Consider the following 13024-nt stretch of genomic DNA (forward strand, 5'->3'; position numbering starts at 1 on the left):
TTATCTTAAAGCGTTAATTGCTGTATTTATTCTAGCAATGTCTTTTTTTACTTGGCTAATCTCTTTTGGATTAGTAAGTTGCATTGTTTTTAGCTTTTGTTTTAAAGTGAATAAAAGCACCTTTTTTTCTTTTAGCATTGTTGCAAGCTCAGCTGCTGTTTTATCTTTAATCTCAGTATATTTCATTTTGGCTCTCTCTTGTAACAAACTTAGTTTTAAATGGAAGTTTATGCATAGCTAAAGTCAATGCTTCTCTTGCCATTTCTTCGCTTACTCCTGCCATTTCATAAATGATACGACCTGGCTTGATATTCATTACCCATTCCTCAACAGCACCTTTACCTTTACCCATACGAGTTTCTAAAGGTTTTTTTGTCAAAGGCTTATCTGGAAAAACTCTAATCCAAGTTTTTCCTTGTCTTTTAACAAAACGAGTTAAAGCGATACGCGCTGCTTCGATTTGGCGTGAGTTAATGCGTCCTGCTTCAGTTGCTTTTAATGCAAATTCACCAAAAGTAAATTCTGTTCCACGATTAGCATAACCTCTGTTACGCCCTTTCATCATTTTGCGATATTTAGTTCTTTTTGGCATTAACATGATTATTTACCCCTTCTTGTGCGTCTTGGCTTTTTAGCTGGAGCACTTTCTTCAGTTTTTTCAGGTTGCATACCTTTGTGCAATACTTCACCTTTAAAGATCCATACTTTAACTCCTATGTTTCCATAAGTAGTTCTAGCTTCTGCAAAACCATAATCGATTTTTGCTCTTAAAGTATGAAGTGGAACGCGTCCTTCAAGATACCATTCTGTTCTTGCCATTTCAGCACCGCCTAAACGACCGGAAACTGAAACTTTAATTCCTTTAGCACCTGCTTTTTGCGCACCTTGGATTACTTTTTTCATTGCTCTTCTAAAAGCAATTCTTTTTTCAAGTTGAGTTGCAACACTTTCAGCAGCAAGTTGAGCTGAAGCTCCTGCTTTTCTTTCTTCTTTGATATTGATATTTACATCTTTACCGATTAAATCTTGCAATTCTTTTCTTAAATTATCAACATCACTACCTTTTTTACCGATGATGATACCTGGTCTTGCAGCAACTACAGTAACGCGAAGTTTTTTAGCAGTTCTTTCTACTAAAATTTGGCTAATTCCTGCGTAATAAAGTTTTCTTTTTAAGAAAGCTCTGATTTTGTAATCTTCACCGATATTTTCTACTAAATTTGCTTTAGTTGGAAACCATCTTGATTCCCAGTTTCTATTGATTCCTAGTCTTAGACCAATTGGATTAACTTTTTGTCCCATTAGCTTTCCTTTTTCGCTGTTGCTTTTTTAGTGCTTGTTGTTTTTTTAGCTGGAGCTTTTGTTGTAGTAGTTTTTTTAGCTACTGTTTTTTTCTCTTCAGCTTTCACTTCCGCTTTTACCACTTCTACTAAAATATGTGAAGTTGGTTTTCTAATACGACTTGCACTTCCTCTAGCTCTTGGTCTAAATCTTTTTAATACCGCAGCTGCGTCAACACGACAACTTTTTACAATCACTTCGTTTGCTTCAAAGCCACCATTTGCTACTGCACTTGAAATTGCATTTGCGATATATTTTGCACCTTTATTTGGCATAAATTTTAAACTAGCCATAGCTAATTCTGCATTCATCCCCTGAACTTCTCTAGCAATCAATCTTGCTTTAGTTGGAGATAATCTTATGAATTTAATTAATGCTTTACTCATATCTTATCCCTTACTTACCAATTTTCTTTTGCACAGAGCCTTTATGCCCTTTAAATGTGCGTGTTGGAGCAAATTCACCAAGTTTATAACCGATGTGATTTTCAGTAATATAAACCGGAATGAAGCTTTTGCCATTATGAACATTAAATGTAAGTCCTATCATATCAGGAGTAATTGTGCTTCTTCTTGACCAAGTTTTAATTGGTTTATTATCATTAGCCTTTTTAGCAGCGATGACTTTTTTCATTACATGATCATCAACAAAAGGACCTTTTTTTAGTGATCTAGCCATCTTACTTTCCTTTTCTTCTTGAAATTATTAGCTTATCGCTAGCCTTTTTACGACGAGTTTTCGCACCTTTGGTTGGTTTACCCCACGGAGTTACTGGATGACGGCCTGAATTTTTCTTACCTTCACCCCCACCGTGCGGGTGATCTACTGGGTTCATTGCAGAACCACGAGTTTGCGGGCGGATACCTCTATGGCGATTTCTACCTGCTTTACCGATAGTTACATTAGCCCATTCTTCATTTCCAACTTCGCCGATACTTGCCATACATTCAGCTAAAACTTGTCTCATTTCGCCACTTGCAAGTCTTAAAATAACATATTTTTCTTCTTTACCCATAAGTTGTGCATAAGCACCTGCGGAACGGATCATTTGACCGCCTTTACCTGGTTTTAACTCAACATTATGAACAATAGTACCCACAGGAATGTTTTTAAGTTTCATTGCATTGCCTGGTTTAATATCAAGTCCGCTTTCAGCAGCTGAAACTATATCACCAACGCTTAATCCACGTGGTTGAAGAATATATCTTTTTTCCCCATCTTTATAAGCAATCAAAGCAATTCTACAATTTCTATATGGATCATACTCGATTGCTTCTACTTTGCCTTCTATACCGAATTTACGACGTTTAAAATCAATAATTCTGTAAAGTTTTTTAGCACCCGCTTCTTTATGACGACTTGTAATTCTTCCATAGCTGTTACGACCCGCGTGTGCTGGAAGTTTAACAAGTAGTGAGCGTACACTTGGTTTAGCTGTAATATCTTCAGAACTTAAACCTGTGATATATCTTCTACTTGGAGTATATGGTTTATAAGTTTTAATTGCCATCTTAAGCCTCCGTATTTTCTAAGCTAACACCTTCAGGTAGCTTAACATAGAATTTTTTGTAATTGTTTCTTTGACCTAAACGACCTCTAAAACGCTTAATTTTTCCATCCATTCTTAAGGAATTGATGCTTTTTGGAGTTACACCAAAATACTCTTTTAAAACCGCTTTTAAGCCTGTTTTAGTCATTTTTGGCGAAGTTTGAATAACTACGACACCTTGCTCTTGCAAATTCAAACTTTTTTCTGTGTAAAGTATAGTCTTTATATCAGTAATATCTGCCATAATTATCCCTCTTTTGTAATAGATTCTAACGCTGATTTTTCCATAATAACAGCATTAAATACAGATACTAAATAAGCATTTACTTCAGTTACATCAACTACATAGCAATTTGCTAAATTTCTGTAAGCTAAAAGTGTTTTTTCATCTAGTAAATCTTTAACGATTAAAGCATCTTTGACGCCAAGTTTTTTAATCACAGCGTTTGCATCTTTTGTTTTACCACTTTCAATAGCCAAAGAATCAGCAGTAAATAACACACCTTTAGCTGCTTTATCTGCTAAAGCTCTTTCAAGCGCCAATCTTTTTTGTTTTTTATTTACTTTTTGGAAGTAGTTTCTTTCATTTGTTGGACCAAAAGCAACCGCACCGCCTACCCAAATGTTAGTTCTTGTTGAACCCGCTCTAGCACCGCCACGACCTTTTTGTCTCCAAGGTTTTTTACCACCACCACTTACATCACTTCTACCTTTAGTATGAGCTGTATTTGCTCTTAAACTTGCAAGGTAAGATTTTACATACAAGTAAAGATTGTGTGGATTTACTTCCGCATATTTTGAAGGTAAATCAAGTTCACCTGCTTTTTCTAATTTATCATTTAAAACAACTACTTTACTCATTTTGCAATCCTTATTTTACCCATAGCACCATTATAACCTGGTACTGCACCTTTAACTACTAAAATTTTATTTTCAGCATCATAAGATACAACTTCGTTTTTAACGGTCACTTTAGTATTTCCATAGTGTCCTGCCATTTTCATACCTGGTTGAACACGACCTGGCCATTCTCTATTACCAATAGATCCATGGCGTCTGTGAAATCTAGAACCGTGACTTGCTGGACCCCCTGCGAAGTTATGTCTCTTCATAACACCGCTATAACCTCTACCTTTAGTGTTAAAGCTTACTTTTAAAATTTTTGCTTCATTTAATGGAGTTTCATCTAAATCTCCTGCTTCAGTATTTGCTACTTCTAAAGTCGCAAATCTATTGTATTCTGCAGAAAGATTGTATTTTTTTTGTTGTCCTGCGACACATTTATTACTTGCTTTACCTTTTGGATATGCTACTAAAGCCTTTCCGCCTTCAACTTCACATACTTTTGCATTTACAACTCTTAGCAAAGTTACAGCGATACTTGGATTAGTAATTGTTCTGCTCATTCCAATTTTTTCTACAATATATTCCATATCTTATCCTTACTTACCCATAGCTCTTACTTCAACGCTTACTTCTGGAGCTAAATCAAGCTTCGTTAAAGAATCAACTGTATCTGGAGTCGCTGCTACTATATCTAGCATACGCGCGTGAATTCTTATTTCAAACTGCTCACGAGAATCTTTGTTAATGTGTGGAGATTTTAAAACTGTATAGCGTTTGATTTTAGTAGGCATTGGTATCGGACCTCTAATATCCGCACCTGTTCTTTTAACAGCTTCTACGATTGCTGCAACTGTTCTATCTAGTACTCGATGGTCATAAGCTTTTAGCTTAAGCCTAATTCTTTCCATAATATTTCCTTTAAAAAGAACTCGTTAGTTAAAAACTAACCAATTTATAAAAATTGAAATGAAAGTATATAAAATCTTGTTTTCAAAGTCAAGGAATTTGATGAAATTTTTCTATTATTTTCCTTTTAAAAAGGATAAAAATAGAATTTTTAGAATTTAAAAATTATCATTATTTTTTAAATTTTTGTATATAATGGTCAATATCTTATTTCATTAAATTTTAAAAAATCTCTTAATTTTTCATATTCGCCATTTTCTAAATAACGATGTTTTCCCGCCTTCAACATACCAAGATCTAAAGCCCCAAAAGCAACACGCTTAAGATCCATGACTTCAAGATCAAAATGTCCAAAAAAGCGTCTAAGCTCTCTATTTTTACCTTCATTTATAACCACTCTAAGCTTAGTATAGCCTCCACTTGATCCAAAAATTTCAAAGTCTATAAAAGGAGCAAAACTCATAGAGGTAATTTTAGTTTTTGCATGTGCGCCTTTTTTTTCATTTTTAATCTCAAGTCCATTTTGCATGGCTTCGATGACTTGTTTGCTCACCGTGCCTTTAACTTTAAGGTAGTATTCTCTTTCTAAATCGCTATGCATTAAAGCATCGGCAATCACAGGAGAATCTGTAAGCAAAAGTAAGCCTTCACTTGCATAATCCAGCCTACCTACGCTAAGCCAAGTACTAAATTGTCTTGGCAAGGTATCATATATAGTTTTTCTTCCACGATCGTCTTTTTTACTGACAATTTCACCTTTTTGTTTATGGTAGATTATCACGCTAAATTGCGTTCTTTTTTGTACTCTTTTACCTTTAACAAAAACTTTATCATCAAATTTAACTTCATCGCTTAAAAGGGCAATTTTGTTGTTTATTTTTACTAAGCCTTGTTTGATAAGTTCATCGGCTTCACGGCGTGAATAGCGGGTGTTATGGGATATAAATTTATTAATTCTCATTTGATCTTCCTTAAAAAGGGCGTTTTTGCCTTTTTTACATTACAAAAATAGTTGGAACTATGGTTGGGTATTTTTTAATCTTTCTAAAGATGTGTTTTCTTAAAACTTGGCGGATTTGATTTTCTAAAAATCTTGGATCATTGAGTACTTCATCTTTAACATTGATGAAAAATTGTCCTAAAACTTCAGCCATATCTTTGCTAAAAGCATGATCGTGTTTGTCAGCTACTAGCCCATAGCTAAATACTCTTGGTTTGTTGATCAGTGTTTTTGTAGCTTTGTCAATTTGTGCGATAATAACTACTATACCACTATCTGCAAGTTTTTGACGATCTATAACTACATCATCGGCGATTTGTTTGTTGATTTGATTATCTACAAAAACTTTACCTGTTTTTACGGTTTTTATGCGTTTGACATATTTTTGGCAAAGTTCTACTTGATCGCCATCACTCATAAGATAAATATTTCTTTCAGGGATACCGCACTTCATTGCTGTTTCTTTGTGTTTGGTGATATGGTTGTATTCCCCATGAACCGGTAAGAAAAATTTAGGTTTAGTAAGAGTTAGCATAAGCTTTTGCTCTTCTATACTAGCGTGTCCGCTTACATGAATTTCACTAAATTCTTGATACGCTACTTTAGCTCCTGCTTTTAAAAGATAGTCAAGTACTGCAGAAACGCTTGCTTCATTTCCTGGTATAGCTTTAGCTGAAATGATTACTTGATCTGTAGGCTTAATCTTTATAAATTTATGCTCATCAGTTGCCATTCTATAAAGCGCACTCATGGTTTCGCCTTGACTTCCTGTAGTTACAATAAGCACTTCATTGTCTTTATATTTGCTTACTTCATCAGCATCGATGAAAATTTTTCTATCAAGTTTAATATAGCCTAATTCCATAGTAGTATAAAGATTTCTTTCCATAGAACGACCAATAACACAAACTTTTCTGCCGTATTTTAAACCATAAGTGATAGCTTGATAAACGCGGTGGATATTAGAACTAAAAGTACTCATGATCACCCTACCCTTAGTACGCGCAAAAATTTGATCAAAAGTTGGCCCTACAGAGCTTTCACTTTTTGTATAACCTTCTTTATAAGAATTTGTACTATCACTTAAAAGACATAAAACTCCTTCTTCTCCATAATGTGCCAAACGTCCTAAGTCTGTTGGATAGCCATCGATTGGAGTTTGATCGATTTTAAAATCACCTGTGTGGATAATCGTTCCTGCTTTTGTTTTGATCGCAAGTGCTGAAGCATCAATGATAGAATGCGTGATGTGGATCCACTCTATATCAAATTCACCTATTTCATAAACTTTGCGTTTTTCTACAGGACGAAACCATTTGCGTTCTGCTTTTAAGCCATGTTCTTCAAATTTGTTTGAAATCATTCCTAAAGCCAAAGGCGTAGCGTAGATAGGAAATTGAAATTCTTTAAAAAAATAAGGCACCGCACCGATATGATCTTCGTGTGCATGAGTGATCACTATACCACGAATTTTATCTTTAATTTTTCTTACATAGTCAAAATCAGGGATGATGATATCTACCCCATGCATAGTTCCATCAGGAAAACTCATACCTATATCTACTATAATTGCGTCTTTATTGGTTTCAAAAACACTGATATTTCCACCAATTTCTCCTAAGCCCCCTAAAGGAGTGATGCGGATTTTATGCTCGCTAGAATTATTATATTTTAAAGGGTGTAAGCGGTTTTCATGTGAAACACGGTTAGCTTCTATGCATTCTGCAAGAGCGATTTGCCAATCTTCATTACCTGTGAGTTTTGAAGGAAGATTGCGATTTTTCTTCTTTTTTTTCTCAGTTTTATTTTCTGAGTTTTCAGAATTTTCCTTGTTGGAATTTTGATCAATTTTTGGAGTATCATTTTCATTTTGCAAAGAATCAGCTAATTTTTTTCTACGATTTTTATATTTATAGCGTTTATTGTTTTTTGAATTTGAGTTCGGATTTTGTTCGTTTTTATTTATCTCTTTGTTTTCGTCCATATTCATCCTTTAATTTGTCATAAATTTTAAGGTATAAATCAACGCAAATTTCATGTGGTCTGATGTTTTCTTTTAAGCCAAGAGTGCTTAAAACTTCTAAAACTTTTGCTTTATATGTTTTTAAATTTCCTAAGAGTTGTTTTCTAGGAGCTTTAAAACAATCTTTTAGAAAATTTTTGAAATTTTCTATTTCGCAAAGTTCATCAAAATCCTTAGTTTTAATCAAACTCATCACCGCTGACATAACTTTTGGTGGAGGATTAAAACATTGTGGATCAACATCAAAAAGTATTTTTCTTTCGCAAATCATTGCACTTAAAACACCTAAGGAAGAAAACTCACTATTTCCTTCTTTAGCGCAGAATTTTTCAGCCATTTCCCTTTGTACCATTACAATAAGCCCTAGACAATTTTTATCTTCTAAAGCTTTTAATATAATGTGACTTGCAACATAATAAGGCAAATTTGCAACCAAAAAATATGGTTTTTCATCAAGACTAGGATTAAAAGCTTCGCTTGCATCTTGATGGATCAAGTTAAATTTTCCACATTCAAGTTCTTTTTGAAATTTCTTTTTTAAAATAGGTATGAGATCATTATCGATTTCATAAGCTTTTACTTGAGAAATTTTTAAAAGTTCTTGCGTTAAATCACCTAAGCCAGGCCCAATCTCAATGATATTGTTCATCTCTTTGGGTATGGCTTGGATGATTTTTGCTAATACGCTTTTATCGATTAAAAAATTTTGTCCGTATTGTTTTTTTGCTTTAACCATAAGAAATAATTTTATCTAAAAATTCTTAATTAAGTCTTTTTAGGTAGAATTATTTTTTGTAAAATTTCATAAGGATCAAAATGATTGTTTGTGCGGGTGGAAATGAAAATTTTTCTTTTGCAAAAGCTATAGGCATAGGTTTGGTTGAATCAGCTTTTCATTTGAGTCAACTTTGCTTCAAAGAAAAACCATCAAAACTTATATTTATAGGAACTTGTGGGCTTTATGATAAGGGAGAGATTTTAGAAATTTATAGAAGTTCACACGCTTTTAATGTAGAATTTTCTAAAATTTCACATGCATTTTATACTCCTGCAAAATATGAAATTTGCTTAGAAAAAGAAAATGTTTCTCGTGAAACAATAAAAATCAATTCTTCAAATTATATTTGTCAAAATTCAAAAGCAGCAAAAGAATTTTCAAAATTAGGTTTTTTTGCAGAAAATATGGAAGCCTTTTCTGTTTTGAGCGTAGCTAAAAATTTAAATATTGATGCAGAGTGTATTTTGTGTGCAACAAATTTTTGCAATGAAAACGCTCACGAAGATTTTATAAAAAATCATCAAAAGGCAAAAGAAAAATTAGAAGAATACTTAAAAAAATATCATTATATTTAAAAATTCAAAAAAGGAAAATAATTTTGAAAGAGCTTGTTAATATTTTAGATTTTTTACCTGAAGAATTAGGAGAAAAAATCAAACCGATGTTTCGCGTGAAACAAATTTATCAATGGATTTATCAAAAATACGCCAATAATTTTTCCAATATGTCAAGTTTACCAAAAGATCTACGTTTAGAACTTGCGCAAAATTTTCATTTCTCTCCTGTAAAATGTGTTAAAAATGAGCAAAGTAAAGATGGAAGTATAAAATATCTTTTTGAACTCGTTGATGGTTTAAGGGTAGAAAGTGTGCTTTTGCCTATGAAAGAAGAAAAAATAGACGCAGAAGGCAAAAGAATTTCTCATGCAAGATACACTATCTGTGTTTCTTCTCAAGTGGGTTGTAAAAGTGGATGTAGTTTTTGTCTTACTGCCAAGGGTGGTTTGAAAAGAAATTTAAGTGCAGGGGAGATAGTCGGACAAATTTTATGGATCAAAAAACAAAATAATATCCCTTATGAACGCCGTGTAAATATAGTATATATGGGTATGGGCGAGCCTTTGGATAATCTTAAAAATGTTTCTAAAGCGGTAAAAATTTTAGCACAAAATGATGGGCTTGCCATAAGTCCTCGCCGTCAAACCATCAGTACTAGCGGTTTGGCAAAACAAATCAAAGAATTAGGTCAAATGAATTTAGGTGTTTTACTTGCTATATCATTACACGCGGTTAATGATGAGCTTCGAACCGAACTCATGCCTATCAATAAAGCTTATAATATCGCTGCGATTATGGATGCGGTGCGTGAATTTCCTATAGATCAAAGAAAAAGAGTGATGTTTGAATATCTTTTAATTGATGGTATCAATGATAAGCTTGAACACGCTAAAGAATTAGTCAAGCTTTTAAATGGTATTAAAGCCAAAGTAAATTTAATACTCTTTAATCCACATGAAGGAGGTTTATATAAACGCCCTAGTTTAGAAAACGCGATTAAATTTCAAGATTTACTCAGCAATAAAGGTGTAACTTGTACTATAAGAGAAAGTAAAGGGCTTGATATCTCAGCTGCTTGTGGACAGCTTAAAGAAAGGGCAAAAGAACAATGACAATGCTAGATATTTTTGAAATCATTTTTATAACAGCTGTTGTAATTATAGGTTTTGGTGGAATTGTTTTTGTAGTAACAAAAGAAAAAAAATAATTATTACACTTAATGGTGTCAAGGGGGAGACTTGAACTCCCGACCTCCGGCTTATGAGACCAGCGCTCTAACCAGCTGAGCTACCCTGACTAAAAATAAAAATATAATTATACTACTTTTTACTAAAAATTTTCTGATTTTTAAAAAAAATAATTTTATTTTCAATATTTAAAAAATTTCTTTATTTTTAAAGCTTTTATAGATATAATAAACGCTTTATTTCATAGACAGGTGTCCGAGCGGTTGAAGGAGCACGCCTGGAACGCGTGTAAAGTGCAAGCTTTCGAGGGTTCAAATCCCTTCCTGTCTGCCATTCTTATTTTTAATATTTAAAATACTATTGTTTTGTCAAAAGTTATTTTATTGTTTATAAATTCTTAAATTTTTGATAAAATATTAAAAATTTTATTTATTAGGTTTTTTATAATGCTACAATCAAGACTTTTGATGAATTTAAGAGGAATAGGAATATCTTTTATACCAAGATATTTTTTTCAAATAAATTTAGATAAAATTTTTAATGATATTTTAAAATACAATATTAAAGACTTAGAAGAAATACAAACTCGAGTTAAATATTATAATCAAATAAATGAATTTTTTACACCTACAGCAAAGGAAAAAATAGGAAAATTTCCTTTTAAAAGCACCTCTTATGCTTTTGATGCTTATGAAGTCAGTAAATACTTCAAAGATGAATTTTTATGGAATAAAGAATTTGGCGATGTAAGACATACTTTTAAAGAAGCAACTATTTGCAAATCGAGATCTTTGGAAAATAATATAAATAATATTTTATTAAAACTTGATAAAAATAGGCACTTTTGCTTTTTAAAAGATAACATAAACTATGAAAATAAAAAGGATATAGCAATATTTAGAGGAGCAGTATATCAAAATCATCGAAAAGAATTTTTTGATTCTTATTTTGGTAGAACTTTTTGCGATATAGGAGATACTTCAAAACAACCTAGCCAATGGAAAAAAAACTTTTTAAACAAAAAAGAACAAATGAAATATAAATTTATAATTTCTTTAGAGGGTAACGATGTAGCAAGCAACTTAAAATGGGCTATGAATTCTAATTCTTTAGTTTTAGCTCCAAAAATAACTTGCGAAACTTGGTTTATGGAAGGAACTTTAAAACCAAATTATCACTTTGCTTTGATTGATAATGAGAATTTGTCAGCAGTAATTGAATATTTTAAAAGTCGCCCAAAAGATGCATTGGAAATTATTAATAATGCTCATCAATATATTAAGAAATTTTTAGATAAGAAAAAAGAATTCCATATAGGAATTTTGGTTTTGACCAAATATTTTTATTATTCTAGACAACTTGAACTTAACAAAAAAAGAGATATTTTAGAATTAATCAAATAGTAAAATTACTCTCATTAATTCTCTAATTTTTCATAAAAAATAAATCTTTTTATACATATATTACATCATAAATTAAAAATTTGATTTTAGTTTTCAGCCAAAAACAAGTAATATTGCGATAAAATCTCAGACTTATAAAGGGGCATTAGCTCAGCTGGGAGAGCACAACGCTGGCAGCGTTGGGGTCAGCGGTTCGAACCCGCTATGCTCCACCATATGGTTCCGTAGCTCAGCTGGTAGAGCACTACCTTGACATGGTAGTGGCCGTTGGTTCAAGTCCAATCGGAGCCACCATCACCCTTCCTTATACAAAGGATTATCATGCAAAACACTATCATACAAAAAGCCGTCAATAAAGATTTAAATTCTATACTTGAAATCACAAAAGATGCTTTAAATGCTATGAAAGCTATGAATTTTCACCAATGGGATGAGAATTATCCCAATGAAATAGTTTTTCAAGAAGATATACAAGCACAAGAACTTTATGTGTTTAAAGAAAATGATGAAATTTTAGGCTTTATCTGTATCAATGAAAAATTTGAACCTGAATTTTACAAACAAGTTATTTTTAACAAAAATTATGATGATAAAGCCTTTTATCTACACCGTTTAGCTGTCAAACAAAATGCAAAAGGCAAAGGCGTGGCACAAAAACTTTTAAATTTTTGCGAAAATTTTGCCTTGGAAAATCACAAGGCAAGTTTAAGAGCAGATACTCATAGTAAAAATTTTCCTATGAATTCGCTTTTTAAAAAGCTTGATTTTAATTTTTGTGGAAACTTTGACATACCTAATTACCAAGATCCTTTTTTAGCTTATGAAAAAATTCTAAACCAAAAAGCTTTTTGAGTTTTTTTCATAGGCTTTGATTTGTGCTTCATGTTTTAAAGTTAAAGCTATATTATCAAGTCCTTCCAAAAGACAAATTCTGTGAAAATCATCTAAATCAAAAGAAAAAATCTTATCTTTAAAAAATACTCTTTTTTCCAACAAAGAAATTTCTATATTTTTATCTTGGGATTTTTTTAACTCATCAACTATTTCCAAAACCTCATCTTTAGCAAGTTCTATAGTGAGCAAACCGTTTCCTAAGGCATTGTTTTTAAAAATATCCGCAAAAGAAGGTGCGATAATAGCTCTAATACCATAATCAACCAAAGCCCAAGGCGCATGCTCTCTTGAAGAGCCACTACCAAAATTTTCAAAACTCACCAAAATAGAGCTATTTTGATATTCTTTTTTATTGAGATTAAAATCCATATTTAAAACACTTTCTTTATCATCTAAATAACGCAAATCATGGAACAAATGCTTGCCAAAACCTTGCTTAGACACTGCAAGTAAAAATTGCTTAGGTATAATTTGATCTGTGTCTATATTGGCATATTCTAAAGGACAAGCTATACCTTTGTGTATAATAAATTTTTGCAT

General features: G+C 32.3%; 19 protein-coding genes and 4 tRNA genes. 8 read left to right on the plus strand and 15 right to left on the minus strand.

Translation table 11 applies throughout. From position 1 onward, the window contains the following. From rpmC to rsmA, 13 genes are all read right to left on the minus strand, one after another. Positions 1-186, minus strand: a complete 186-nt coding sequence (gene rpmC / locus FBF10_RS01600; protein ID WP_002851566.1) for a 50S ribosomal protein L29 — start codon at positions 184-186, stop codon at positions 1-3. Then, on the minus strand, positions 173-598 hold the full coding sequence (rplP, locus tag FBF10_RS01605; RefSeq protein WP_002779441.1) for a 50S ribosomal protein L16: 426 nt from the start codon (positions 596-598) through the stop codon (positions 173-175). The genes rpmC and rplP overlap by 14 nt, the downstream gene beginning before the upstream one ends. A 2-nt stretch (positions 599-600) precedes the next feature. Further along, positions 601-1302 carry a 30S ribosomal protein S3 gene (gene rpsC / locus FBF10_RS01610; RefSeq protein WP_002851138.1) on the minus strand — a complete coding sequence of 234 codons (702 nt, stop codon included), beginning with the start codon at positions 1300-1302 and terminating at the stop codon, positions 601-603. Further along, positions 1302-1727 carry a 50S ribosomal protein L22 gene (rplV, locus tag FBF10_RS01615; protein ID WP_002884207.1) on the minus strand — a complete coding sequence of 142 codons (426 nt, stop codon included), beginning with the start codon at positions 1725-1727 and terminating at the stop codon, positions 1302-1304. Before rplV ends, rpsC begins: the two co-directional genes overlap by 1 nt. Positions 1728-1737: 10 nt before the next feature. Continuing rightward, entirely contained in the window at positions 1738-2019 is a 282-nt protein-coding gene (gene rpsS, locus FBF10_RS01620) for a 30S ribosomal protein S19 (protein ID WP_002851509.1), read from the minus strand. A gap of 1 nt (position 2020) precedes the next feature. Beyond that, the gene (gene rplB / locus FBF10_RS01625; protein ID WP_002860131.1) at positions 2021-2851 is read right to left on the minus strand and encodes a 50S ribosomal protein L2; all 831 of its coding nucleotides are present in this window, start codon (positions 2849-2851) and stop codon (positions 2021-2023) included. Between the two features lies 1 nt (position 2852). Continuing rightward, positions 2853-3134, minus strand: a complete 282-nt coding sequence (locus FBF10_RS01630; RefSeq protein WP_002851441.1) for a 50S ribosomal protein L23 — start codon at positions 3132-3134, stop codon at positions 2853-2855. A gap of 2 nt (positions 3135-3136) precedes the next feature. Further along, a complete protein-coding gene (gene rplD / locus FBF10_RS01635) occupies positions 3137-3751 on the minus strand; it encodes a 50S ribosomal protein L4 (RefSeq protein ID WP_002888813.1) in 615 nt (204 codons plus the stop codon). Continuing rightward, a complete protein-coding gene (gene rplC / locus FBF10_RS01640; RefSeq protein WP_002779987.1) occupies positions 3748-4323 on the minus strand; it encodes a 50S ribosomal protein L3 in 576 nt (191 codons plus the stop codon). The genes rplD and rplC overlap by 4 nt, the downstream gene beginning before the upstream one ends. 9 nt (positions 4324-4332) lie before the next feature. Next, positions 4333-4644, minus strand: a complete 312-nt coding sequence (gene rpsJ, locus FBF10_RS01645; protein WP_002779353.1) for a 30S ribosomal protein S10 — start codon at positions 4642-4644, stop codon at positions 4333-4335. Positions 4645-4841: 197 nt separating this feature from the next. After that, positions 4842-5603 carry a pseudouridine synthase gene (locus FBF10_RS01650; RefSeq protein WP_002853086.1) on the minus strand — a complete coding sequence of 254 codons (762 nt, stop codon included), beginning with the start codon at positions 5601-5603 and terminating at the stop codon, positions 4842-4844. A gap of 34 nt (positions 5604-5637) precedes the next feature. Continuing rightward, a complete protein-coding gene (locus tag FBF10_RS01655) occupies positions 5638-7632 on the minus strand; it encodes a ribonuclease J (RefSeq protein WP_079264877.1) in 1995 nt (664 codons plus the stop codon). After that, positions 7601-8401, minus strand: coding sequence for a 16S rRNA (adenine(1518)-N(6)/adenine(1519)-N(6))-dimethyltransferase RsmA (gene rsmA / locus FBF10_RS01660; protein ID WP_002860133.1), 801 nt, complete (start codon positions 8399-8401; stop codon positions 7601-7603). The genes FBF10_RS01655 and rsmA overlap by 32 nt, the downstream gene beginning before the upstream one ends. A gap of 80 nt (positions 8402-8481) precedes the next feature. Here rsmA and FBF10_RS01665 point away from each other — a divergent pair, with 80 nt between their 5' ends. From FBF10_RS01665 to FBF10_RS01675, 3 genes are read left to right on the plus strand one after another with little or no spacing between them, the layout of a single operon-like run. Next, the gene (locus FBF10_RS01665) at positions 8482-9018 is read left to right on the plus strand and encodes a purine-nucleoside phosphorylase (RefSeq protein WP_002859707.1); all 537 of its coding nucleotides are present in this window, start codon (positions 8482-8484) and stop codon (positions 9016-9018) included. A 23-nt stretch (positions 9019-9041) separates the two neighbouring features. Further along, the gene (gene rlmN, locus FBF10_RS01670) at positions 9042-10112 is read left to right on the plus strand and encodes a 23S rRNA (adenine(2503)-C(2))-methyltransferase RlmN (protein ID WP_020247157.1); all 1071 of its coding nucleotides are present in this window, start codon (positions 9042-9044) and stop codon (positions 10110-10112) included. Further along, on the plus strand, positions 10109-10207 hold the full coding sequence (locus FBF10_RS01675) for a hypothetical protein (protein ID WP_002867513.1): 99 nt from the start codon (positions 10109-10111) through the stop codon (positions 10205-10207). The genes rlmN and FBF10_RS01675 overlap by 4 nt, the downstream gene beginning before the upstream one ends. A 13-nt stretch (positions 10208-10220) precedes the next feature. On the opposite strand, the gene FBF10_RS01680 is transcribed toward FBF10_RS01675, so the two are convergent. Continuing rightward, positions 10221-10297, minus strand: a tRNA-Met gene (locus FBF10_RS01680). A gap of 135 nt (positions 10298-10432) precedes the next feature. Here FBF10_RS01680 and FBF10_RS01685 point away from each other — a divergent pair. The 5 genes from FBF10_RS01685 (at position 10433) to FBF10_RS01705 (ending at position 12442) form a co-directional block, all read left to right on the plus strand. Next, positions 10433-10520 (plus strand) — tRNA-Ser (locus FBF10_RS01685). A 113-nt stretch (positions 10521-10633) separates the two neighbouring features. Continuing rightward, positions 10634-11590 carry a glycosyl transferase family 90 gene (locus FBF10_RS01690; protein WP_002884197.1) on the plus strand — a complete coding sequence of 319 codons (957 nt, stop codon included), beginning with the start codon at positions 10634-10636 and terminating at the stop codon, positions 11588-11590. A 139-nt stretch (positions 11591-11729) separates the two neighbouring features. After that, a tRNA-Ala gene (locus FBF10_RS01695) sits at positions 11730-11805 on the plus strand. 3 nt (positions 11806-11808) lie between these two features. Continuing rightward, a tRNA-Val gene (locus FBF10_RS01700) sits at positions 11809-11884 on the plus strand. Positions 11885-11911: 27 nt separating this feature from the next. After that, on the plus strand, positions 11912-12442 hold the full coding sequence (locus FBF10_RS01705) for a GNAT family N-acetyltransferase (protein WP_002867511.1): 531 nt from the start codon (positions 11912-11914) through the stop codon (positions 12440-12442). On the opposite strand, the gene leuD is transcribed toward FBF10_RS01705, so the two are convergent. Beyond that, the gene (gene leuD, locus FBF10_RS01710; protein ID WP_002853150.1) at positions 12422-13024 is read right to left on the minus strand and encodes a 3-isopropylmalate dehydratase small subunit; all 603 of its coding nucleotides are present in this window, start codon (positions 13022-13024) and stop codon (positions 12422-12424) included. The two genes, FBF10_RS01705 and leuD, sit on opposite strands and share 21 nt — an antisense overlap.

It is taken from the genome of Campylobacter sp. CFSAN093249 (genome assembly GCF_011067895.1).
GTDB classification, from domain to species: domain Bacteria; phylum Campylobacterota; class Campylobacteria; order Campylobacterales; family Campylobacteraceae; genus Campylobacter_D; species Campylobacter_D jejuni.

Bases quoted from the DNA above. Each gene is read 5' to 3' on its own strand.
- rpmC (WP_002851566.1), bottom strand. From the start codon at position 186: ATGAAATATACTGAGATTAAAGATAAAACAGCAGCTGAGCTTGCAACA.
- rplP (WP_002779441.1), bottom strand. From the start codon at position 598: ATGTTAATGCCAAAAAGAACTAAATATCGCAAAATGATGAAAGGGCGT.
- rpsC (WP_002851138.1), bottom strand. From the start codon at position 1,302: ATGGGACAAAAAGTTAATCCAATTGGTCTAAGACTAGGAATCAATAGA.
- rplV (WP_002884207.1), bottom strand. From the start codon at position 1,727: ATGAGTAAAGCATTAATTAAATTCATAAGATTATCTCCAACTAAAGCA.
- rpsS (WP_002851509.1), bottom strand. From the start codon at position 2,019: ATGGCTAGATCACTAAAAAAAGGTCCTTTTGTTGATGATCATGTAATG.
- rplB (WP_002860131.1), bottom strand. From the start codon at position 2,851: ATGGCAATTAAAACTTATAAACCATATACTCCAAGTAGAAGATATATC.
- FBF10_RS01630 (WP_002851441.1), bottom strand. From the start codon at position 3,134: ATGGCAGATATTACTGATATAAAGACTATACTTTACACAGAAAAAAGT.
- rplD (WP_002888813.1), bottom strand. From the start codon at position 3,751: ATGAGTAAAGTAGTTGTTTTAAATGATAAATTAGAAAAAGCAGGTGAA.
- rplC (WP_002779987.1), bottom strand. From the start codon at position 4,323: ATGGAATATATTGTAGAAAAAATTGGAATGAGCAGAACAATTACTAAT.
- rpsJ (WP_002779353.1), bottom strand. From the start codon at position 4,644: ATGGAAAGAATTAGGCTTAAGCTAAAAGCTTATGACCATCGAGTACTA.
- FBF10_RS01650 (WP_002853086.1), bottom strand. From the start codon at position 5,603: ATGAGAATTAATAAATTTATATCCCATAACACCCGCTATTCACGCCGT.
- FBF10_RS01655 (WP_079264877.1), bottom strand. From the start codon at position 7,632: ATGAATATGGACGAAAACAAAGAGATAAATAAAAACGAACAAAATCCG.
- rsmA (WP_002860133.1), bottom strand. From the start codon at position 8,401: ATGGTTAAAGCAAAAAAACAATACGGACAAAATTTTTTAATCGATAAA.
- FBF10_RS01665 (WP_002859707.1), top strand. From the start codon at position 8,482: ATGATTGTTTGTGCGGGTGGAAATGAAAATTTTTCTTTTGCAAAAGCT.
- FBF10_RS01675 (WP_002867513.1), top strand. From the start codon at position 10,109: ATGACAATGCTAGATATTTTTGAAATCATTTTTATAACAGCTGTTGTA.
- FBF10_RS01690 (WP_002884197.1), top strand. From the start codon at position 10,634: ATGCTACAATCAAGACTTTTGATGAATTTAAGAGGAATAGGAATATCT.
- FBF10_RS01705 (WP_002867511.1), top strand. From the start codon at position 11,912: ATGCAAAACACTATCATACAAAAAGCCGTCAATAAAGATTTAAATTCT.
- leuD (WP_002853150.1), bottom strand. From the start codon at position 13,024: ATGCAAAAATTTATTATACACAAAGGTATAGCTTGTCCTTTAGAATAT.